This window comes from Methanomassiliicoccales archaeon (assembly GCA_013415695.1).
Classification (GTDB): Archaea; Thermoplasmatota; Thermoplasmata; order Methanomassiliicoccales; family JAAEEP01; genus JAAEEP01.
Genome location: JAAEEP010000004.1, coordinates 98,611 through 119,568, shown reverse-complemented (window position 1 = coordinate 119,568; position 20,958 = coordinate 98,611). Strand labels below are relative to the sequence as shown.

Here is a 20,958-nt window from a genome sequence, read left to right as displayed (position 1 = left end):
CGATACAGAATCCTAGGGAATATTTAACCGTTCGTCATTTCATGTCTAATTTGATAACTCTAATTCTAAAAGGACCGAGAAATGCTGGATGTACCAGATCAATCAGTATTCTCTAAGTATGTAATCAGCAAAGAGAATTATGAAACAAGGGATATATATCCCTCCAGCAGTAAGATATAACATGAGTAGGAAACGAATGGACTTTGAGTTCACTCATCTCGCCTGTGACGAGGACGCCAACAGGATCCTATCATTAGCATGTCACAGAGACGTTAGCATTAAAGAGATATCGGATATGCTCAACATCCCTATGTCTAGATGCTACAGGAGGGTTAATGACATGGTGGAAAAGGGGATGCTGAGAATCGAGAATATAGATGAGAATCGGGCGTCTCTATATCGGTCCAACCTCAAATCATTCTACATCACATTTGAGAATGAAAGTCTCAACCTGATGGTCGAGTTCCAAGATGGAGGTGTCAGGAGCTTCTCTTACAATATTGAACCCGCCGCTGTTTTTGCATGAAGTGTACTACCTGATCTCCCTGGCCTTCTCTATCATATCGTAGAATTTTTCAGCGATATCTGCGGCGATATCCTTACTATCGGCAGGATATATGGTTATTCTTCCGTTCCGGTATATGGTCACCTCTCTTCCATCGTATTGTATGGTGACCATCACGCTCAAGTTTTCAAGGTCATGACCAGCGGCCTCAAGTATCTCCGAGGCGCGGTCAAGATCGAATCGAACCGACTCCTTGGGAATTGCCGAGAGGGCTTCCACGCTGCAGATTCCGACGATCTTGAATTTCATGTCATCAAATCTTAGCCAGTATGGTCCTGGCATCCTCGCGGAAAGTCTCAAGGGCACCCTCGTTGACTAGCATATAATCGGCCATTACTATCACCTTTCCCAAACCCCAGCCCAGTTCCCTGCGATCCCGCTCTACGAACTCTTCCCAGTTCGATGGAGCGTCATCTCGATCCCTTGTCTTCAATCGGTTGTACCTGGTTCTAGGAGATGCGTGGATGGCGATCACCACCACCTTATCGCCGAAATCTCTCTTGAATACCTCGAGTTCAGAGAATCCTCTGCATCCATCGATTATGGTGAGATTGTTCTTGACGAGAGCGCTAGCCCTCCTGGCCCATACGTTATTCCCGTGGATTTGTCTCTCTGAGTGGGCAAAACCGCCGATACCCTGATCGTGATTGGCGACACCCCTTTTGGAAGCTTCATTTCGAACAACATCTCCCATGCGGATAACCTCGAATCCTTCCTCCATTGCCACTTTCACGAATTCTTCTTTTCCTGCTCCTGGCATCCCAGCTAGTACGTAGACTCTCACTTCAGATCACCGTATGAATGGAACTTCCCCTGGATGACTTCAAAATGGGGAACTCTAATTATCTCGAAATCCGACACCTGATTCAAAGCCTCTAAGTATCGATCTTTCAAAGGACGCTTGTGATCGGTTGTCAGATCGATCGGAGAACAATAACCCCGGCACCTAGGGGATGAACTCTCTGGACCCTCCTCTTCACCGGTCATCCAGTCTCCAACCTGTTTATCAGGAAATGATTATTTATATGTTTTCGACGCCGACCTTCTTCATTCTTTCAATAACTGATGATTTGACCGCCATTAATATTACTGGGAATTGTCAATAGCAGCAGAGAAAGGGTTAAGTCCGGCAAATACATTTGCAGGCCTGGCCTGGGGGAAATTCTAACCCCCTAATCGAGGAGGAAAACGAATTGCAGCCTTCCAAATCCGTCGAAGGGATACTAGAAGAGATCATCTCGGATGAGTTCGGTTCCGAACAGAGTATCAAGAGCATTTCTATCGTATCCAAGACAGGCCTCATGATTGCTGGAAAATCAGCCTCTGATGTCCGGGCCGAGACCTTTTCGGCCATGTCAGCGATCATGTTCTCAGCCGCAGAAACCACGCGGAAGGACATAATCAAGGAGGACATGGAGAAGGTGATGGTCATCTTCAGCAATTCTGTGGTCATCATCTCGGAGTTGAGCGCGAACCTCCTGGTAGTGGCTGTGGCCTCTAGGGAAATGGATGAGGATAAACTAATGGATCATTTGAATTCAATAGTGGATCGCTCCAAAGCCGAGTTAACCTGGTTGAAGTGAATCAGATCAGGTGTTCGGCTATGTCATCAAGGATTCTATCGCAGTAGATGCACCTCAGTACTGGGGGGTCATCATTGTCTATGATGAACTCCGGCTCGACAGGCTCCTTCAGGTTGGTGATGCAGCTCGGATTGCCGCAACGTACAATGCCTCTCACCACATTGGGAAGGTCAAGCTTATACTTCTCTGCCACGTTGAAATCCCTTATGATGTTGATGGTGGCCTTCGGCGAGATTAAAGAGATTTTATCAACCTCTCTGGGATCGAGTTCCCTGTCCTCCACCTTCACAACGTCCTTCCATCCAGCTTTCTTTGAGGGCACGTGCATCAGAATACTTACCGTTGACCGGACATTCTGACCCACACCGATGATCCGCAGTACCTTCAGCGCCATTCCACAATCGATGTGATCTATGACCGTCCCATTGCGAATCGGCGTGACCCTAAATTCCTTCATCGATCTCACCTCCTAGCAAGAGAAGCAGCAAAGCCATCCTAACTGGTAGGCCGTTGAAGGCCTGCTGGAAATACTTTGAGTGTGGGGTATAGTCCACCTCTGGTGCTATCTCATCCACTCTAGGCAGGGGATGCATCACTATCAAATCCTTCTTGGCCTCTCTGAGGAGAGCTTTGTCAACGCGGTAGGAGCCTGCGACTCTGATATATTCCTCCGGATCCGGGAACCGCTCCTTCTGGATACGGGTGACGTATAGAACATCGATGTCTGAGATCACATTCTCTAGATCACAGCTGATCTCCGGTTCGATTCCTCTGGACCTCACTTCATTGATGGTCTCTTTCGGCATCTGCAGCTGCTCTGGAGCCACAAAAGTCAGCTCTACCCCGAACATTGCCAGGGCTTCTGCCAGAGAGTGGACAGTTCTGCCGTACTTGAGGTCTCCGATGATTGCGGCCCTCAACCCTTTAAAATCACCCTTCTCCCTTCTGATGGTGAAAAGATCAAGAAGGGTCTGTGTAGGGTGCTGGCCTGCACCATCCCCAGCGTTGATCACTGGTCGTGAGGAGAAGTGGGCAGCAAGACGAGAAGCCCCCTCGTGTGGATGCCTCAGCACTATCACATCGGCGTAGTATTCAAACATCCTCACGGTATCGGCCAGGGTTTCACCCTTCACGATAGAGGTTGTGGATATGTGACCGATTTCTAGCACCTTTCCCCCCAATCTCAACATGGCACTCTCGAAGGAAAGCCTCGTCCGAGTTGAAGGCTCAAAGAATAGGTTGGCAAGGAGACGGCCTTCCAGAGCCTTGGTGAACTTCTCACCTTTGGCATATGGGATCATCTTCTCGGCAAGGTCCAGGATCTCCAGTATCTGATCCTTTGAGAAATCCCTAATAGAAACGATGTCCGCGCCTTTGAAACTCATGTCCGCTCAAATGGGTAATAGCTTGCCAGTCTATAAGACCCCTTCGATTTCACGGTAGATTAGAAGTCCTCACCGAATTTGGACAGTATACTTATCATACGTTGGTACCATTCATCCACGCATCTCTCAAGCTTCTCTATCATCATCTGCTTGCTTATGGGAATGTACACATGGAAGTAGCCCCCTCTCTCAATGCTTCGAGTCTCTCGGAATACTATTCCGCATGACAGAAGCTTCTGAAGTGATCTGTAAACTGTGCTTCTGTCCCGCCCTATCGCTTCAGCGATCTCGTCTGCCCGCGATGGGCCGACCTCCACCAACTTGCGGTATATCGAAACCTCGAACTCGTTAAGGTTGAACGCGCACTGGACCAGGTCCTCGCATTTCGGAATGTTCATGAGATTGTTTGGGAGCATAGCTAACATCCCTCGCCTCAGTTCATCAGAAAACCTTATTAAGTAGCGGTTATATATAATTATTGCACAACCGTGCATAACCGTAGTACAAAGAGGGATTGATAATGATCGATGACACTCTTGACTGCACCGGACTTATGTGTCCCATGCCCATCGTCAAGCTGGCAAAGAAGATGAAAGAGATGGAGTCTGGGAAGGTCCTGGAGCTGGTAGCCGACGACGTCGGCTCAAAGGAGGACGTACCCGCCTGGTGCAACCGGACCGGCAATGAGCTGGTCGACCAGAAGGAAGAGGGCGGTAAATTCATTTATTACGTGAAGAAGAAGTAGGTGATATTATGGAGAAACTCGTGATAATTGGCACCCATGGGGAGGATAACCCTGAGAAGGCAATCCTCACATTTGTCATGGCCTGTACCGCCACCGCCTCTGAGATGGACCCAGTGGTAGTTCTACAGGGTCCAGGAGTGTGGCTGGCTAAGAAGGGCTATGCTGAGACCATAAGTGTTACTAGTTTCCCACCACTGGATGAACTATTGGATGCCTTCCAAGAGAGCAAGGGCCGCATTCTTGTATGCGCTCCCTGCATCAAGAAGAGGAATATCCAACCGGAGGATCTCGTGGAGGGCGCCGTTGTGATCAATGCTCCTACGGTGATCAAGGAGATCGGTGAGGCCAAAGCGGTCCTCAGCTATTGATATTATCAAGGTGATAATGTGAGCTCTGATAACGAAGAGAATCCAAAGAGGATGGCGATCGTGGTCTCTGAAGGAACATTCGACAAGGCCATGATGCCCATGATGCTGGCCAATACTGGAGTGTCATTGGGTATGGATGTGCATATTTTCTTCACATTCTTCGGTCTCAATCTACTGAAGAAGGAGGCCAACCCCAAGCTGTCCGGAATGTACCGCCTTTTCACAGGCGTGTTCAAGAACCGAATGAAGAAGATCGGCTTAGAGGACTTCAAGGCCCAGAGAGAAATGGCCATAGAACTGGGGGCGAACCTTTATGCCTGCAGCACCACAATGAATCTATTGGGGCTTGGTACCGAGCAGATGGTTGATGGAATCAAGGTACTCGGCGCCGCAGCCTTCCTAGACATCGCGGCCGATTCAGATATCCAGCTATTCATAGGGTGAGGATATGAAATCGACGCTTTTTGTCTTGGTCAAAGGACCTCACGAATCATGTGACCTCGACCTGATACAGAAGGTTGGAGGCGAGGACCGGAAGGCCGTTATCCTTTTCGAGGACGCGGTCTACTTCTCGGTGATCGACATGAAGGCGGATGATCTCTTGGCAAGGGTGGACGAGGCTTACGTGATATCCGATGATCTCAGGGCCAGGGGCGTAGCAGAGAGACTGATCCAAGGATTTGAGGAGATCGATTACCCGAGGGCAATTGACCTCATCATGGAAGAGTACGACCTGACGGTGACAATTTAGGTGATGATATGGGCACGCTAACCATACAAATCCGTTCCGGAACGATGATGAACATGGACACCAACGTCATGGTGAAGTTGGCAGCCGCGGCGGTCGAGAAGGGGCACAAGGTCAAGATATTCGGATATGGAGAGGGGATCATGTCCATCAAGGAGGGACAGGAGCCCAAGCGTTTTCCAAACGTGGGAAAGATGCTGAACGACTTGGCTGAAAAGGGAGTGGAGATCGCGGTCTGCGAAACCTGTGCCTACGCTAGGGGTATCAAACGTGAAGAAGAGATATCGGGCGCCGCCATCGGTTCGCTGACCAACAACCTTTCGGTAATGGTGTCCGAGAGCGATAGGATGATTACCCTGGCGAGGTGATTGATTGGCTGAAAGTATAGTGGTACTGATAAGCAAACCGCCCTATGGCATTGAGGAAGCCTTTGCCGGTCTGAGACTCTCATTGGCCATGATGGTAAGCGGCGTGGTGGAAAGATCCACTGTGATCCTCATTGGTGATGGGACCCTCAACGCGGTCGTTTCACAGGATCCCGACGCCATTGGGATGCCCTCAAACGTTGAGGCCATTACCGACCTGGATGACTTCGAGGGTGAAATCTACTGCGTGGAGGAGGACCTCAGAGAACGGCTGGGTGAGATCGAGGTCGTGGGAAATGTCCAGATGGTCAATTGGGACCGTGCAAGGGAGATAATCAAGGAGCACGATCTGGTGACCACCTTCTGACCGCCAATGATTTCTATAGGGATGTAGATAGCAGGGTATGCTTGAGGTGCTGGACAGGGCTTTCAGGGCCAGGACGACACGTTGGACAGAGGCCCCGGTCTCTCTGAGCACCCCCGATATCATCTTTCTTGACACTGAGCATTTTCCGGCACCAGATTTCGCTAGGAGCTTCCTAGTTGAATCCGTTGAGGGAAGGAGATTGGTTACCAGTGAATCTGAGGGAAAGGGGCCATTGTTCAAAAACAGCTGGAAGGTGCCCCTCTCTCACCTGAGATCGACGAACATAGGAATGGTGACCCATGGAAAGGGAACGACAGGTGTGAGGTCGAAACCGGAATTAATTCCAGAATTACTATCGGGCTCGAAGCATAATATCGTTTCTATTGAGGATGCCTTTGAGTTGCGACGGGACGCTCGCAGCCTTGTCAGAACGATAGTGAATCTGAGAGAGATAGTCGGACACTCAACACTGATCTACGCACCTGGAATAATGGATCCGGGAAACCTCGCTCTCCTTTGCTACCTGGGCATCGATCTCTTCGACTCATCGCTTATTATCTACCAGTCATCTAGAGGAAAGTTGATTCTGCCAAATCTCACAGTGGATGCCAGTGAGGCTAGGTGGCTCCTTACTGATCCATCCCCAGAGCTTATACTAGAATTCAATCTGGAAGCGGCGTGGAAAGAGCTCCAGATGGTCCGATGGGCGATAGAGAGGAGTAAGATTCGCGACCTGGTAGAGACCCGAGTGACATCTGATCCCTGGGCGGTGGCAGTGCTGAGGCTCCTAGACCAAGAGGGCTACGAATACCAAGAGGAAATGTCGCCTGTCGTGGGGGGGACAATGCACTGCAACACCAAGCAATCCCTGCACAGGCCCGATGTCCAGAGATGGCGTAGGAGGATCCTTGACAGGTATCGTCCTCCTGAACACAAGAGGATCCTGCTTCTCCTGCCATGCTCCGCACGCAAACCCTATTCCACATCCAAGACTCATAAGTTATTCAGAAAGGTGATCGACACTATAGGTAAGTCCCACTTGATTCACGAGGTCATCGTGACATCACCCCTCGGCGTGGTCCCAAGGGAGATTGAGCTTCTATACCCTGCATCCCAGTACGACATTCCCGTAACAGGAGATTGGGATTGTTTCGAGCGTTCGATGATCTCAGAGATGCTCAACCATCTGAACAGCTTCGGTTACGATCAGACCATCTGCCACATGGATGAAGTGTTCGTAGCTGAGGCCATTGACTGCGAAGTGACTGCTGTTGGGGATCCCACCTCCCGCGAGAGTCTCGATAATCTGAGGAATCTGCTTGAAAAGGTTTGTGATGATCTGCCCACCGTGCCAAAGGCAGTTGACAGGGAGCAAGATATGGCCTCGTTGGCTAGGTTCCAATTTGGAACTGGTGGTGAACATCTTATTGATGGGGCCGAGGTGACAGGAAGGTACCCAAGACCAAGAGTGGTGAAGGGAAGGAGTCAACTGGGAATGCTTTCCCCTGAGAGGGGAATGATTTCGCTTACCATTGAGGGTGCGGAGAAACTTCGGGAGAAGAATCTGAATGTCGTCCAAATAGGCAGTTTCGATCTGAAAGGAAACCTCTTTGCCGTCGGTGTGGAGAGCGCAGATCCCTTAATTCGGATAGGGGACGAGGCAATAATCGTTCGGGAGGGCGAGACTGTTGGCGTTGGTGTTGCCTCCATGAGCGGAAGGGAGATGATGGACCTCTCTAGAGGAGAGGCGGTCCGGGTGAGACATACAGCGTAAGGCAGGCATTTTCGGTGACCTCCCCCCATTTCCCATATAAATATCCTAATCAATAGTAGAATTGATGGCATCGGATGATAACGAGCACTTCAGCTGGGAGGAACTCTATTCCCTTTATGGTGTATCCTTCACTCAGGATCACGGCGAAGGGATCACGATCCATCAAGATGAAACATCATCCCTAGGTGAGATGGGGAGAGGCCCCACCCCGCTCACTACTCCGATAGAGGCGTACAGTAACTGACGCCTCATTTTTTTATACAATCGGGCACCTCTTGAAGAGGGCCCGACAACCCTTTCAATAGGTGTTGAAGGTGAGATTATCGGATTATGGTCGAACCATGTATCGATACCCATCTAGGATCATTTTTTAATTTAAGCTAAACCAAAATTGCACAAGACCTCTCTACTAATTTCTCATTTGATACTGATGAGGATGGAGGGGGTAATCTTTTGAATTGGGGGGAGGGTTAGAGGCAATGGGGGCGCTGAGATGGGATGTAGCACCCCTTCTGCTAAAGAGATTGGTCTCTGAAGTCCGAACACGGCCTATGCTACATCACCGTTATCTTCCAAGAGAAACGCTTTCCATAAGAATGAAGGATGGGAATTCGATTCACCTGCGTTCAGAGAGTGGCTCGAATCTGGATATGATATTGGTTACCCCATCAAGAGGATTGGAAAACCGAAAACGCGTAAGAATGAATCAGAGACTTGATTATCAAAATCGATATCGATATCTATTAATTGCTAAACCCAAACATTTAAGCTTCAATGCTGAAATAGAAAGTCAATACAATTGTGATAATAGTATCTAATTAGAGAATATTATCACGATCAGGGGGGTAAGAAATAATGATTGCCAAACGAGCAATCTGCGTGCTGATAATGTTCAGCATGTTGCTCGCGACCATAATCGTGGCGTCACCCAGTATTCAAGCCCATACTGAGTCAGATCCCATGGTTGTGGATCTTATCGCGGGCGGTGGCAACCCCGAATCTGCGATGATAGTCGGGGATGTCAGTGTGTGGAATGACCAGGAATTTCTCTATGTGCAATTTAACACAGATGGCGACTGCTACCTAGTGGAGACACATTTGGCTGTTAACCTAACCCTAGGAGAAATACCTCAGACCAAGAAGGGCAATCCTATTCCAGGCCATTTCGAGTACAAGAATGAATCTCACGATGAATTCACACAATCATACACCTACACGATTCCGTTAGATGAGGCATGGGTTCCGTGTGAAACAGATGTTGTTATCGCGGCTCACGCTGTGGTCTGCTGCCTGTCCTGGAAACTCGGTCCTGAGCTCGTGATAAATGGAGATTTTGAATCTCCCGTTGTTGATACACCACAACAATGGGACATCTACGACAGTGGCACTCCCGGCTTGGGTTGGGATGTGGAGTGGTTTGATGGAGCCTCATCGTACGGAGGATGGGAAAGACCATATCCTGCCCATCTCGAGCTTCATGGGGGGGTGAACGGATGGCTGCCCAATACCGGCGACCAATATGCGGAGCTTGACACGGACTGGGACGGACCGGATAGTGGGCTCACCAACGAGCCAGCCTCAGTCAATATTTCGCAGGACCTTTCAACTGGGCAATACTGCCAGGTAGGCTTCTCATGGTCGCCCAGGCCCGGTCACAGTGACAACCAGATAGAAGTGTATTGGGAGGACGAGCCCATTTTCGGCCTGTCGGGCCCGGGAGATAGCAATACTATTTGGTACGATGAGTCAGTGATATTGTTCTCACCAGAGGATATATCCACACTTGCTTTCGTGGAAACGGGTAATGCCGACTCGCTAGGAATGTTCCTCGATTCGGTCAGCGTTAGGTGCTTCCCGTGCGAGACTGCATGGGGTGACGGCGAGGACTTCGAAGGCAAGAACTGGGCGATGTATTTCAGCTACCATATCCAGGAATATGAGGAGATCATCACCTTCCCAGAGACAGGCAACGCCTACATAGGCTACGAGGACTGGTATAACGGAGACTTCGATTACAACGACTTCGGAATGAATTTTAACGTAACGGAAGTCTACAAGGGTGGTGAGCTCACCCAGATCGACATGACCTTTGAGGCCGTCATCTACGATTCGGGTGGCAACAGCTATATTAACATAACAAGGATGCTGAACGGCGATTACGAGGTCAGTGTTGAGAGAACGGCCACAGCAATCACTCTCGAGACTCCAGCCGGATCATATTCTGGCTCAGGGGATGTGAACGTGTGCCTCTTTGACACTGGAAAATATGATTGGCCGCAAAAGAATATTGGGGAGTTCGTCTGGGTCAACATCACGGTTCTGGAACCAGGGCTCAATCCCATGGTCCCTCTCTCCTCACCGAGAGTCTATTCCAACGAAATAGTGGATTTGGACCCAATCTGGGAGAACTATGATCCTTGGATCGATCCTTACGAAGATCTTTTCCCGGGGTATGCAGCAGGTGATTACCACATTGATACCATCCAGACAATCACCTCAACCTCAAGTCAGAAGAACACGGGGTTGATCATCCCTATTGGTACGGAGGTTCCGTTCATCCTGGTTGTTCCATTCACCGATTGGACTCCACCGGCTGAGGACCACACAATCACTGGCCCATACCCTGACTTCTATGATTTCTACGTCGATGGTGACCAAACATACTACGACTGGTACATGCCTTAAACCTCTTCTCTAATTTCTTCTTTTTTCTTTAGCCCAGTACTATTAGAAAATGAACATTAGTCTACACTGCAGCCTATTCGCCATTGGTCATTATCTCGTTACCAGTAAACTCGATCTCCAGTGTTCGATATCATAAATGCGTGGCTATACGCCAATAACATCATTGGGATCTCTACTTCTCCTTATAAAAGTGAACCAGCTGTGAAATCATTTATGGAGTCTCTATGTGATGTAGTCCCCAAATAGAAATCGAAATCCTGATCATGAGATGCTGTTGTGGTGCAGGCGTCGGGATTCGAACCCGAGCTGTTGGCTTGGAAGGCCAAAATCCTAACCAGACTAGACCACACCTGCTTCTGGCACCTAATCTCAATTCCATATTAAATGCTTAGCGGTGACCTCTTTAGGTTCAATGTTGGAAAGACGGAGTATTATTAAGGTAGTGAATAGACCAAGAACAGTCAAGAGGAGGTTTAGGGGGACTCATATGCCCCCCTGGAGAGTTCAATCAAGCGTGGGCAGGCTCCTTCGTCGATATTTCGGAGCTCTTCAGGTCCATAACCCCTTCTTTAGCAACCAAGTTAAGCTCCTGGATGAATTCCCAGACTTCTTTAGCGTTCTCGCCGTTCTCCTCCATCTCGATAGCGATGTCGGTGAGGTCTCTGAGGGTGTGGTTCTTCATCCAATCCATGACGTCCTCAGCAATTTCCAACTGACTTGCGTCGAAATCTCCTGTCAAGTTATCCCATCCCTTTGGGGTTTCCCCCTTGTCCGACTTACGTCAGACAATAATGATAATCTTTATCATTATATATATAAATTTTGAAAACAATTGTCAGACGTAAAAATGGGAATCATCATTATACCAGTGTGAACTTAAAATATTCTTATTGTCAGACGATTTTTAATGAAAGTATCATTTCAATTTCGTTTTCTCATACTATGACCAAAGCTTTTTGAGCATTGCCGGATATTTAACCAGCACAGGTGAATGGGATGGGTTTTTTTGACTCTCTGCTCGACAGTGATCTGAGGGCTATCAAGAAATCACAGAGGTCCATCGAGAATGCTCAACAAAGCGTCGCTGGCGGCAACGTCGATTCAGCGCTGGAGAGTCTCGAGAGGGCCAAGGTGATGCTGTTCAAGGGAATGCCCAGCAAGCAGGAGAACCAGGCGACATACATCGAGACACTCTCGCAGTTGAGTCGAGCCTACATCACCTGTGAAAGGCCGGATGAGGCGAACAAGGTTGCGGATAAGGCACTTGAGGCATCCTCCCAGAGCGGAGTAGCCCTTACCATCAAGGCAAGGGCCCTATTCGCCATTGGGTCTGAGACCGAGGCAATCGACATCCTGGATAAAGCGATCCGTGACAATCCAGATGATAAGTCCCTATGGATGGAGAAGGCAGAGCTGCTGCATGATGCAGGCAGGGACGAAGAATCCGTCGAGTCCCTCAAGAGGGTCCAGCAGATGGACCCTCTGGACATTGTCGTGTATGACAAGCTCGTCGATAGGAGCGAGAACAAGGGGGATTGGCTCAGGAAGAAAGGCGAGACCCTCATGGGCGAAGGCAAGCTGGAAGAGGCTCTCGAATCTTTCGAGACTGGACTGGAGGAGGCTCCAAGAGACATTTACCTTCTCTTGGATAGGGCCAGGGTCCTTCTCATGAAAGGGGAGTATGTGTCAGCTGTAGAAGCATACGATAATGTCCTCGAGATAGATAGAAACTCCTTTTCAGCTCATCTGAACAAGGCCAGAGCTCTCCGGGAGAAGGATGATCTATACGAAGCTCTGGAGAGTTATTCAAAAGCACTTCGCTTGGATCCGGTGGACAAACACATCTGGGCAGAGAAGGGATCCCTGCTAGACCAGATGGGAGAGTTGGACGAGAGCATTGTCGCCTACAACAGGTCCCTGGAGATAGATCCTGTTTATATGCCAGCACTGGATGGAAAATGCTCGATTCTCAAGAGATTGGAGAGATATGAAGAGTTGGCAGAATGTTGCTCCCGCATCCTTTCCGTCAAGGACGAGGATCTGCCCACCTTCCTGATCAAGATGGATGCCCTCATCGAGTTGGAGGAGTACGATGAAGCGATGATGGAGATCCAGGCTACCATGGTCAAGTTCCAGAAGGAGCCCGAGCTCCTGACCAGGATGAGAATCGTGCTCCGCAATCTGAAGAAGTACCCCGATCTGGAGATTGTATGTTCCGAGCTTATATCTCTGAGGGCAGAGGATGCCGATGCCCTTCATGACCTTGGTCTGGCAATGATCCGGACCGATAGGTACAAGGATGCAATAAAACCCCTTGAGAGGTCCGCAAAGATCCGGCCGGATTACGAGGATACGTTCATTTTGATTGAGGAGGCCCAGAAACACCTTGGTAAGGACAAAGCGGTCCTTGATGCCTGTGATAGGATACTAGAGCTGAACCCGGCCAACAAGGATATTCTTATTGACAAAGCTGTAGCACTCGACAGGCTCGATCGGAAGCTGGAGGCAATCCAGGTCTACGATAAAGCATTGGAGATGGACCCGAATGACGAGAAGCTGATCCAGGATATTTCTGTGGCAATGTTCTCCGTGAGAAGATTTGAGGATGCCTTGAACAGGGTCTCTGACGGAGCTGATAAGTTCCCTTCGAATATCACATTCTGGAGAGTGAAGGGCGATTCGCTGTATGCCTTGGGCCAGTATGATGAGGCCACTGAGGCCTTCACCTCGGCGATCGAATTGGACCAGAATGATAAGCGACTCTGGTACTCCAAAGGACTGGCCCTGGAAAGCTCCAAGAGGTTCGAGGAAGCTGTTGCCTGCTATGACAATGCATTGGGCATCGACCCCTCTGACAAGAATATCTGGATTAGCAAGGGGGTAGCCCTCGAATGGCTTGACCGCATGTCCGATGCCCTCATGTGCTACGATCAGGCTGTTACTATGGATTTGGAGAACAAGTTCGTCCACTTCAGACGCGGCCAGGTCCTGTCTAAGATGGGGAGGCACCAAGAAGCGGTGGATTCTTACGACCGAGCCCTGGAACTTGGCAGAAGGGACATTGACATTCTCGAGGCTAAGAAATACTCGCTCAAATTCATTGGGCGGTCGGATGACATCATCAGAGTCTGCGACCAGATAATCAAGATCGATCCCAAGAATAAGAATGCCTGGGTGGACAAGGGAATAGCATGCCAGAACCTAGACAGGAACAATGAAGCGATAAAGGCCTTCGATCGTGCCATCGAGCTGGATCCCACTGATATTGGGATATTTGAGCACAAGAAGCTCTCGGTCATCGTCAAGGGGGATCCGTCGGAGATCATCAAGATATGCAACGAGATCCTACGTTTGGATGCCAAGAATAAGATGGCTTATGTTGACAGAGGAGGTGCGCTTGAGCGATTGGGAAGAGCTGAGGAGGCCATATCATCTTACGAGATGGCCATCCAGCTAGATACTGGAGACAAGATGCTATTCAATAGGAAGGGCCTTGCCCTGATCTCTTTGGGCCGTTATGGCGAGGCAGTTGAATGCTTCGATAGAGCCTGGAGATTGGACGCTTCTGATGCCAACATTCTCAACAATAAGGGAAGAGCCCTTCTTCTACTCGGCCAGTACAACGAAGCCCTGAAGGTCTTCGATAAGTGTGTGGAGATGTCCCCCAGCATAGCCTTGTTCCAGATGGATAGGGGGAGAGCCCTTGCTTCCTTGGAAAGGTATGATGACGCGGTTGCCGCCTTCGACAGGGCCATCACCCTGGACCGACGGAACGGTGAGGTATGGAAGTACAAGGGCGGCGCGATGTTCAAGCTCCAGAGATTTGAGGAGGCAGTTGACAGCTACAACCATTCCATAGAGCTTGGGGTAGCCGATTGCCAGATCTTCAAGTCCAAAGGCAGGGCGCTAGAGGAGCTTGGAAGGATGATGGAAGCACTCGACAGCTATGAGAGAGCCGCCTCAATGGAGCCTAATGACTCCGGTGTTTGGAACCGGCTGGGAGTGGTCAACATGAGGCTCAACAATATGGAGAGGGCGATGGAGTGCTTTGACCGATCACTGGAGATAGACCCAAGGGATAAGAAGGTCTGGCTCAACAGGGCATCCCTGATGGAGAGGGCAGGAAAGCAGGAGGAGGCCTTAAGGAGTTACGATTCCGCCCTAGGCATCGATGCTGACGACAAAATCGCCTGGAACGGTAAGGGAATGATATTGCTCGCCATGGGCAAGCACGAACCCGCCAAGCGGGCCTTCGAGAAGGCACTGGAGATCGATCCTGGAATGGACTCTGCGGCAGAAGGAAGAAGGCAAGCAGAGAAGAAGCTCAGAGAGGGGGAGATCGCTGGCATGGCCGAGAAAATCATGGAGTACGAGTACCGCCAGAACAAGAAGATCACAAGAGAGGAGGCGTTCAGGGAATGCGGAGTACCCTATGCATATTTGGACGATGTGATGGAGTTCCTTGAGATACGGGAGCCTTTGAGCCTATCCTCTCTCACAAGGGCTGAGTTCAAGGAGTACGAGGATCTCTCACGCAAGGTTCTGTTATCAAGTTACCGAAACCCCAGTGTCTCACGCTATGGTCTTAGATTGCCCGATGTCCTCATGGCCCTTCCCGAAAGGAATATCAAAAAGGCCAAACGGGTGCTCTCCTACATCGAGAAAGTGAACGAGATGGAGATGTCCTCAGGAATAAGGGACGAGGATACCGAATACCATCTACGGAGGGCAATGGACCTTCCGGAGGAACAGCGCAACCTGCTGGGGATCATGGAGAGTCTGGGAGTAGGCCTGTACACCGCCAGGAAGCTCATGGCGGTGATGGATTCCCTGAAGACGGAAGGATATCGCACCGCTGGTGTCAAGGTCAAAGAGTTCCACGGGGCCCAAGGACCAATATCCTTGGAGGACAGCAGGAGGGTCCCAGTTGCCCCAGTCACCACCAAGAAGCCCCCCTCTCCAGTGCAGAGGGAGAAGGAACTTTACGACCGGTTCTACGGTAATGATAAGAAGGAAGAGCCCACCAAGGTCGACACCGACAGCTTGAAGGACAGACGATGTCTGTTCCATGGCTCGCTCGCAACCGCTCAATGTCCATCCTGCGAGACCATGCTCTGTAACGATTGCTTGAAAGAGGGAAAATGTCCCAGGTGCAAGGCTCCCCTATCCAAGGACAGGCCAAAATCCCAGAGCAAGAAGGATGATTTACCACCATCCAACGGAAAGACCCTTCCGCTTGATCACGAGGAAAGACAGGAAAAGGAGCCCAGGGACTGGTCTCGGCTTTGAATGGCCCTAGTATCCAATGGGGTCGACCTTGAGGAACTCCCTCAAGAGGGAGGTGGCATAGCATCCTTTTCCCAACTTGAACTTGAATGTAGCCGTATCACCATCGACCGAGTTCGAAAAGTCCCAGAACCTGCAGATCAGTTCTCTCCTGCTTCCCTTTGAGCTGCAATGCGGGATCTCAGGGACGATGAAATCCTCCTTCTTCAGTCCTTCTGATTCCACGACAGATATTTCCAGGGCCCCCATATCTCCTTCGGCGAATTCGCTTTCAGAGCCGAACAGCACACCTGACACGAACGCCTTGCCCTCGGAAACCTGCTTGGACACGAGGTCGATGTTTTCCTCTGTCACGGGTATGAATAACTCGTGGTCCGGAATCCAGTCCTTGGTCATTGGGAGGACCACATCTCCCACTAGAGGAGAGTTAAGGGGCATATTCCTCCTGATCCTCTCAGAAAGAATTCGATTGAACATGTACGATTGGTAAGCGTGAACGAACATCATCTGGAGGTTAGTAGGAAGCCTTTTAAGCGCTCCGGAATAGTCTTCGGGGTATTCTACAAGATGGTCTATGACGACTCTCTCGAAGGTCAGCCTCTGGGGGAAGTACCCAAGGGCTGATTTAAAATCCCATTCCTCGTGTAGCCTCTTCCTTGCATCCCTGGATTCCTCCATCTCCCATGGTGTCGGTGTGGCCACATAGGTTCTCACGGCACCCTCAAAATCCCCATGAACGATCTGTTTCCCGACGGTGTGGGTAACTGGCCTTAGTGACCCGAATCGCTGAATGCCGAAGTAATTGGGAAAACCTCCAAGCTCCTGGAGGGGAGTCAGTACACTCTTGATCCTCTCCAATAGCTGCTCGCCTCTGGTAGAACAATCAACAACCCTCAACTCGAAGGCGTTGCCCACCAGGTCTCCAATGTTGATCTTTCTCCGGGCTCGGTAGGCATCGGTGATCTCCACCCCAGGCATCTGGATGGAAACGACTTCTTCAAGCGGTGCCTCGAAGGACATGAGCTGAGTGGTTACTGCCCTTTTATCCTTGGTTCCTGCGAATCCGATGCGGTTCCGTGAGATATGGAGGTTTCTGGACAATTGTCTGATGAGCCTGTTGGTCTCCCAGTTGTTGGAGGTGACCTTTGCGATGGTGAATCGCCCGTCACCGGATTCCGGAGGGAATTCTGGAATCTCTTCCACCCTGAAGTCCTCAGGGGTGTCCCTCAGCCTTCCCTCTATACCTGGTGTTTCTGTGTAGAAAACTTCGAAACCCAGGTTCCTTTCCCGGGTATGACATTCGACGCAGGCCATGGCACCTACTTCAGATCCTTCTTGAGTTTCTCCCTGGCTTCCTTGAATTGGTTCGATAGGTTCTTCGCCGCCCTCTTCAGAGCGGTTTGCGGTTTGCCCTTTTCGACCTTCACATAGAGCGTGGGAGATTCCAGATCGGGGTGACCGGCCCAGTAGTCGACCGCAGCCACCACTTCATCATTCAAGAGTTCGGTGACCAGGGGGTTGATAATCGTCATTTCTGGATCAATGAACTTTATCTTGATAGAGTCCTTGTCCTTCTCGATGAGCTCGAGTTCCATCGGGACTCGCTATATTCGTTCCATTTATAAACATTTTCGTAGAATTAGGATTCTACCCTCTTTAATTGGTGCTTATACATGGCCTCTAGCTCCTCAGAGCTAGTTGCTTCTCTCGGCCCCTTGTCTTCCCTTGTTCTTCCAGTGAATCTGGGGAAACGAATCGCCAACCCAGCCCCCTCGCGAATCATGGAGAATGCAGCGGTGTGGATCGGGCTGAGGCTTATCTCCGAGCCAAGGACCTCGAGCACCAGCGAAGGTTCGAACCAAAAATCAGCATCCATCTTGGATTCAACCTGGTGATGCTTCACACTTTCCTTGTACGGTTCCAGTAACCCCGGGAGAGCGGCTAGGAACTCGTCGTCGAACCCGCTGCCCAACTTGCATACCGTCTCGAATTTGTCCCGTTGTTCGTTGTAGGTTGCCATTAGGAGCGCTCCGTACACCCCGCCTCTTCTTCCCCTACCAGCGAAAGCCCCGACCGCTACCAGGTCCACTGTGTCAGTCATCTCCGACCTGTATTCCTTCTTGTATTTGATCCATAGGAATCCACGAGCTCCAGCCCTGTACACGGACCCTTCACCTATCGATTTGGCCATTAGTCCCTCGCAACCGTCCTGTAGGGCCCTGTTGAAAAAATTCTCCACTTCCTTCGTGTCCTCGAGAATCCGCATCTCCGACAAACGGGCTCCGTTACCCTGATCGATGATACCTTCGAGGGCCTTCCTCCTGATGGAGAGGGGCCGCTCGGTCAGGTCCTCCCCGTCAAGATATAGGCAGTCAAATAGGAATATTCGGACCGGGTAGTCCTCAATGGCGTCCTCCAGTCCATACTTACGGCCCCGACGGTGCGATACCTCCTGGAAAGGCAGCATCTCACCGGTATTGATGTCGATGGGGACGCACTCTCCCTCAACGATGGCCTCGCCCCCCGTAAAAGCATCCCTGAGATCTGAAACCACGTCTGGGAACTGGGGAGTAAGATCCTCAAGCCTCCTTGAGAACAGCCTGATCTCATCCTTCGAGATATGTGCCTGAACTCTCACGCCGTCGTACTTGTACTCGAAAGCAGCCGTTCCTCCAAGTTTCGCGAGTATCTCCTCCGGCGAGGCGAGCCTCTCTGCCAACATCGCCCTGATGGGATTTCCAACCTTAACACTCAGATGGGATAGGCCATCCAACCCCTCGCTGCATAAAGTGTAGGCCACCATTCCCAGGTCCGAGGAGATGTTGAACGCTCTCTCCACCTCGGGCTTGTGTTCCTTGCCACCAAAGGCCTGGGAAAGAGCGTCCACAGCGGTGGCTGCGGCCACGCCCAACCTCATTCTCCCAGTAACTATCCTGGAAAGGTATTTTGCCTCGTCGGGTGTTGCGTCATGCAGGATATCAGCCAGCAACTTCATCTTCAAATCTTGAGAGCCACTTCCCTCAGCCCTGGCTATCCTTACGAGGTTGGAATGTACTCTGTTCAGTGTGAGTTGCTCGGAGAACAAAGCAGTCTGCTTCTTCCTCCCAAACACCTCCCTGGCAACGATTCCAGGATCCCCTTCTCTAAGCCAGATTTCCTGGATCTCGCTCTCCTTGATCCCACTCGTGAAAGCAAGGGCTTTCAGCAGGAGTTTATCCGCGATGCCCAACTTCTCAGGGTAGAAGTCAGGGAAAAGCTTTCCCTGGGTGAGGTACACGATCTTGTCGATGTCATTGCAGCTGACACGGGAGAAGAAATCCGATAGGTAATCTGTCATCTCCAGCCGGCTGGCGGTTGACTCTAGGGAATCGAACACCTCCACCAGGTCACGAAAGAGCATGTCACATCAAACGCCTTGCAGGTATTTATCGTTGAAGACAAATGATGTCATCAAAGACCTTGGACGTCATCGGATCTGATATCAATGTCCAAAAGATCAATTGGCTGATCGGGATCGAAGCCCTGCCTTATGCCCCATCTGCGGAGAATATTCAGAATTATCCTGGACCCGATCCGGGTGAAGGGAGAGAAGACCAGGCGGTTGAATGGATTGCCCGTCATTGCGGACTTGGTGAACTTGGGAATCTCCTTAACAAGGTGTTTCCAGGAGTGATAGATCATCAGGAAGCGCCCCTCGTTCAGGGAGTTGGTTATATCAAAAGGCTCCCCTCCCCTAAGTGAGCCCATTGGAATGTACGCCAAGGGGGTCACAGAGAAATGGCATTTCTCTCCAAGACGTTCTTCCAAAATCTTCTCCATGGTGACCACCATTCTGGCAGTTTCCAGGGCGTCCTCCTCCGTTTCATCCGGAAGACCGACAATCGCGGTAAAAGCCGGAAACCAGTAGTTTGAATTGAGGATGCATGTTCCCCTGATAACGACCTCAGGCCACTCCTCTGGGGAGAAGGGTTTGGATTTGTTACCCATGTACTTGCTCAGAAGTCTACTGGAAGCAGTTTCAAGGCCCATCTGGATTCCCATCCAATGATCTGGGCCTGCTTCTCCCACGATAGACAATCTTCTTATCATCGATGGGTCCGCGACCACCGGGGCGATGCTGCCGTGCGTAGGGTTTGCTACCCTCACCCCTGGCTGTGCCATTGCGGTTTCCAACAACTCCACTATCCTGTCAGTGTTGGGTGTGAACCCTTTCTTATCCTCCAGGCCATACTGAAAAAAATCCTCGCTATGGAGTGATATGTGGTCCACCCCGTTCTTGGTGTTCACCGCGATCTCGGTGAGCAGAGTTTCAATGGGAACCTCCCTTACCCTGCGGTTACTGGGGTCGCACCATCGGCAGTTCCTCCCACAGCCTCTCATGGTCTCCACAAGACCATCGTAGGAAGCCCCCCGTATTGGCTGGAGTTCATCTGCCTTGGGGAACCCGTTCGCAGCGACCACGCCCTCGGCATCACCTAGTTCAATGGACTCCATAACCTCAATGGCCCTGTGATCGATCTCTCCCATGACCACATGATCGATTCCCATGGATTGCCAGTCCTCGTAGGTGAGCACCTGCCATGCCCCCGGACCTCCGACGACGATCTTGAAGTCAAGGGAACGCCGTTCGCGGAGGTTTGAAAGCTTCCTTACTAGATTCAGGAAAGCCAGCTTGGTAAAGGATGTGTATGATCCCCCGACGGTGAACATCATGGTCACGGGACCAAGACCCATAGGATCCATGGCCGATATCCCAACCACCCTTGTCCCCTCGTCAATGAATCTCTCAGTCTGGTCTGGATGTGCCAATACGAGCCCCTCAAACCCATCGTTGATCAGCGAGGCCTCCACCTTTCTCGTGGAGTAGGGAGCGATCTTCAGTATTCCGTTCTCGCATGGTAGTTGGGTATCCAACCCACCGTAGAGGAAATGCGGAACCTTCTCCGAAGGCGCACAGCCCAAGAAATCCAACATTGGTATATTCCTGAAACTGCTGGTTAGCGTTCTATCACAGGTGAGCACCAAGCGTACCATCGCACTCCTCCTAGTTCGGGCAACAATTGAACATTGCCAGGATTAGATATTTC

Annotated in this window: 22 protein-coding genes and 1 tRNA gene; 12 read left to right on the top strand and 11 right to left on the bottom strand. The window is 50.5% G+C overall.

Annotated features, from left to right (window positions below; translation table 11 throughout):
- Positions 1–181 precede the first annotated feature (181 nt).
- The gene (locus tag GKC03_03365) at positions 182–526 is read left to right on the top strand and encodes a TrmB family transcriptional regulator (GenBank protein NYT11576.1); all 345 of its coding nucleotides are present in this window, start codon (positions 182–184) and stop codon (positions 524–526) included.
- A gap of 6 nt (positions 527–532) precedes the next feature.
- On the opposite strand, the gene GKC03_03360 is transcribed toward GKC03_03365, so the two are convergent.
- Both GKC03_03360 and fliE read right to left on the bottom strand, forming a co-directional pair.
- The gene (locus tag GKC03_03360; protein ID NYT11575.1) at positions 533–814 is read right to left on the bottom strand and encodes a hypothetical protein; all 282 of its coding nucleotides are present in this window, start codon (positions 812–814) and stop codon (positions 533–535) included.
- Between the two features lie 4 nt (positions 815–818).
- Positions 819–1,349, bottom strand: a complete 531-nt coding sequence (gene fliE / locus GKC03_03355) for a flagellar hook-basal body complex protein FliE (GenBank protein NYT11574.1) — start codon at positions 1,347–1,349, stop codon at positions 819–821.
- 409 nt (positions 1,350–1,758) lie between these two features.
- Here fliE and GKC03_03350 point away from each other — a divergent pair, with 409 nt between their 5' ends.
- Positions 1,759–2,148, top strand: a complete 390-nt coding sequence (locus tag GKC03_03350; protein ID NYT11573.1) for a hypothetical protein — start codon at positions 1,759–1,761, stop codon at positions 2,146–2,148.
- A 1-nt stretch (position 2,149) separates the two neighbouring features.
- Here the strand turns inward: GKC03_03350 and GKC03_03345 are convergent, their stop codons facing one another.
- From GKC03_03345 to GKC03_03335, 3 genes are read right to left on the bottom strand one after another with little or no spacing between them, the layout of a single operon-like run.
- Entirely contained in the window at positions 2,150–2,605 is a 456-nt protein-coding gene (locus GKC03_03345; protein ID NYT11572.1) for an aspartate carbamoyltransferase regulatory subunit, read from the bottom strand.
- Complete coding sequence (gene pyrB / locus GKC03_03340) at positions 2,592–3,533, bottom strand: aspartate carbamoyltransferase (GenBank protein ID NYT11571.1); 942 nt, start codon at positions 3,531–3,533, stop codon at positions 2,592–2,594. The genes GKC03_03345 and pyrB overlap by 14 nt, the downstream gene beginning before the upstream one ends.
- Positions 3,534–3,592: 59 nt before the next feature.
- Positions 3,593–3,958, bottom strand: a complete 366-nt coding sequence (locus GKC03_03335) for a helix-turn-helix domain-containing protein (GenBank protein NYT11570.1) — start codon at positions 3,956–3,958, stop codon at positions 3,593–3,595.
- Positions 3,959–4,053: 95 nt separating this feature from the next.
- On the opposite strand from GKC03_03335, the gene GKC03_03330 reads away from it, so the two are divergent.
- The 9 genes from GKC03_03330 (at position 4,054) to GKC03_03290 (ending at position 10,585) form a co-directional block, all read left to right on the top strand.
- The gene (locus GKC03_03330; GenBank protein ID NYT11569.1) at positions 4,054–4,278 is read left to right on the top strand and encodes a sulfurtransferase TusA family protein; all 225 of its coding nucleotides are present in this window, start codon (positions 4,054–4,056) and stop codon (positions 4,276–4,278) included.
- Between the two features lie 8 nt (positions 4,279–4,286).
- Complete coding sequence (locus GKC03_03325; GenBank protein ID NYT11568.1) at positions 4,287–4,646, top strand: sulfur reduction protein DsrE; 360 nt, start codon at positions 4,287–4,289, stop codon at positions 4,644–4,646.
- 51 nt (positions 4,647–4,697) lie between these two features.
- Positions 4,698–5,090, top strand: a complete 393-nt coding sequence (locus GKC03_03320; protein NYT11567.1) for a pyridine nucleotide-disulfide oxidoreductase — start codon at positions 4,698–4,700, stop codon at positions 5,088–5,090.
- 4 nt (positions 5,091–5,094) lie between these two features.
- Positions 5,095–5,397 (top strand): hypothetical protein, encoded by a 303-nt coding sequence (locus GKC03_03315; protein NYT11566.1) that lies wholly within the window; start codon positions 5,095–5,097, stop codon positions 5,395–5,397.
- An 8-nt stretch (positions 5,398–5,405) separates the two neighbouring features.
- Positions 5,406–5,762 (top strand): sulfur reduction protein DsrE, encoded by a 357-nt coding sequence (locus tag GKC03_03310; GenBank protein ID NYT11565.1) that lies wholly within the window; start codon positions 5,406–5,408, stop codon positions 5,760–5,762.
- A 4-nt stretch (positions 5,763–5,766) separates the two neighbouring features.
- Positions 5,767–6,126, top strand: a complete 360-nt coding sequence (locus GKC03_03305; protein ID NYT11564.1) for a sulfur reduction protein DsrE — start codon at positions 5,767–5,769, stop codon at positions 6,124–6,126.
- Between the two features lie 37 nt (positions 6,127–6,163).
- Positions 6,164–7,900, top strand: coding sequence for a hypothetical protein (locus GKC03_03300; GenBank protein ID NYT11563.1), 1,737 nt, complete (start codon positions 6,164–6,166; stop codon positions 7,898–7,900).
- A 64-nt stretch (positions 7,901–7,964) separates the two neighbouring features.
- Complete coding sequence (locus GKC03_03295) at positions 7,965–8,144, top strand: hypothetical protein (GenBank protein NYT11562.1); 180 nt, start codon at positions 7,965–7,967, stop codon at positions 8,142–8,144.
- Positions 8,145–8,755: 611 nt separating this feature from the next.
- Positions 8,756–10,585, top strand: coding sequence for a hypothetical protein (locus tag GKC03_03290; protein NYT11561.1), 1,830 nt, complete (start codon positions 8,756–8,758; stop codon positions 10,583–10,585).
- Positions 10,586–10,862: 277 nt separating this feature from the next.
- On the opposite strand, the gene GKC03_03285 is transcribed toward GKC03_03290, so the two are convergent.
- Together GKC03_03285 and GKC03_03280 are read right to left on the bottom strand one after the other, a co-directional pair.
- A tRNA-Gly gene (locus GKC03_03285) sits at positions 10,863–10,939 on the bottom strand.
- Positions 10,940–11,093: 154 nt separating this feature from the next.
- On the bottom strand, positions 11,094–11,324 hold the full coding sequence (locus GKC03_03280) for a hypothetical protein (GenBank protein ID NYT11560.1): 231 nt from the start codon (positions 11,322–11,324) through the stop codon (positions 11,094–11,096).
- Between the two features lie 257 nt (positions 11,325–11,581).
- Between GKC03_03280 and GKC03_03275 the strand changes: the two genes are divergently transcribed.
- Positions 11,582–15,874 carry a tetratricopeptide repeat protein gene (locus GKC03_03275; GenBank protein NYT11559.1) on the top strand — a complete coding sequence of 1,431 codons (4,293 nt, stop codon included), beginning with the start codon at positions 11,582–11,584 and terminating at the stop codon, positions 15,872–15,874.
- Positions 15,875–15,880: 6 nt separating this feature from the next.
- Here the strand turns inward: GKC03_03275 and truD are convergent, their stop codons facing one another.
- The 4 genes from truD to GKC03_03255 are packed head-to-tail and all read right to left on the bottom strand — an operon-like array spanning position 15,881 to position 20,905.
- A complete protein-coding gene (gene truD / locus GKC03_03270) occupies positions 15,881–17,185 on the bottom strand; it encodes a tRNA pseudouridine(13) synthase TruD (protein ID NYT11558.1) in 1,305 nt (434 codons plus the stop codon).
- A 5-nt stretch (positions 17,186–17,190) separates the two neighbouring features.
- Positions 17,191–17,466 carry a DNA-directed RNA polymerase subunit L gene (locus GKC03_03265; protein ID NYT11557.1) on the bottom strand — a complete coding sequence of 92 codons (276 nt, stop codon included), beginning with the start codon at positions 17,464–17,466 and terminating at the stop codon, positions 17,191–17,193.
- Between the two features lie 44 nt (positions 17,467–17,510).
- Positions 17,511–19,271 (bottom strand): ATP-dependent DNA ligase, encoded by a 1,761-nt coding sequence (locus tag GKC03_03260; protein NYT11556.1) that lies wholly within the window; start codon positions 19,269–19,271, stop codon positions 17,511–17,513.
- Positions 19,272–19,321: 50 nt separating this feature from the next.
- Positions 19,322–20,905, bottom strand: a complete 1,584-nt coding sequence (locus GKC03_03255; GenBank protein ID NYT11555.1) for a B12-binding domain-containing radical SAM protein — start codon at positions 20,903–20,905, stop codon at positions 19,322–19,324.
- Positions 20,906–20,958 lie beyond the last annotated feature (53 nt).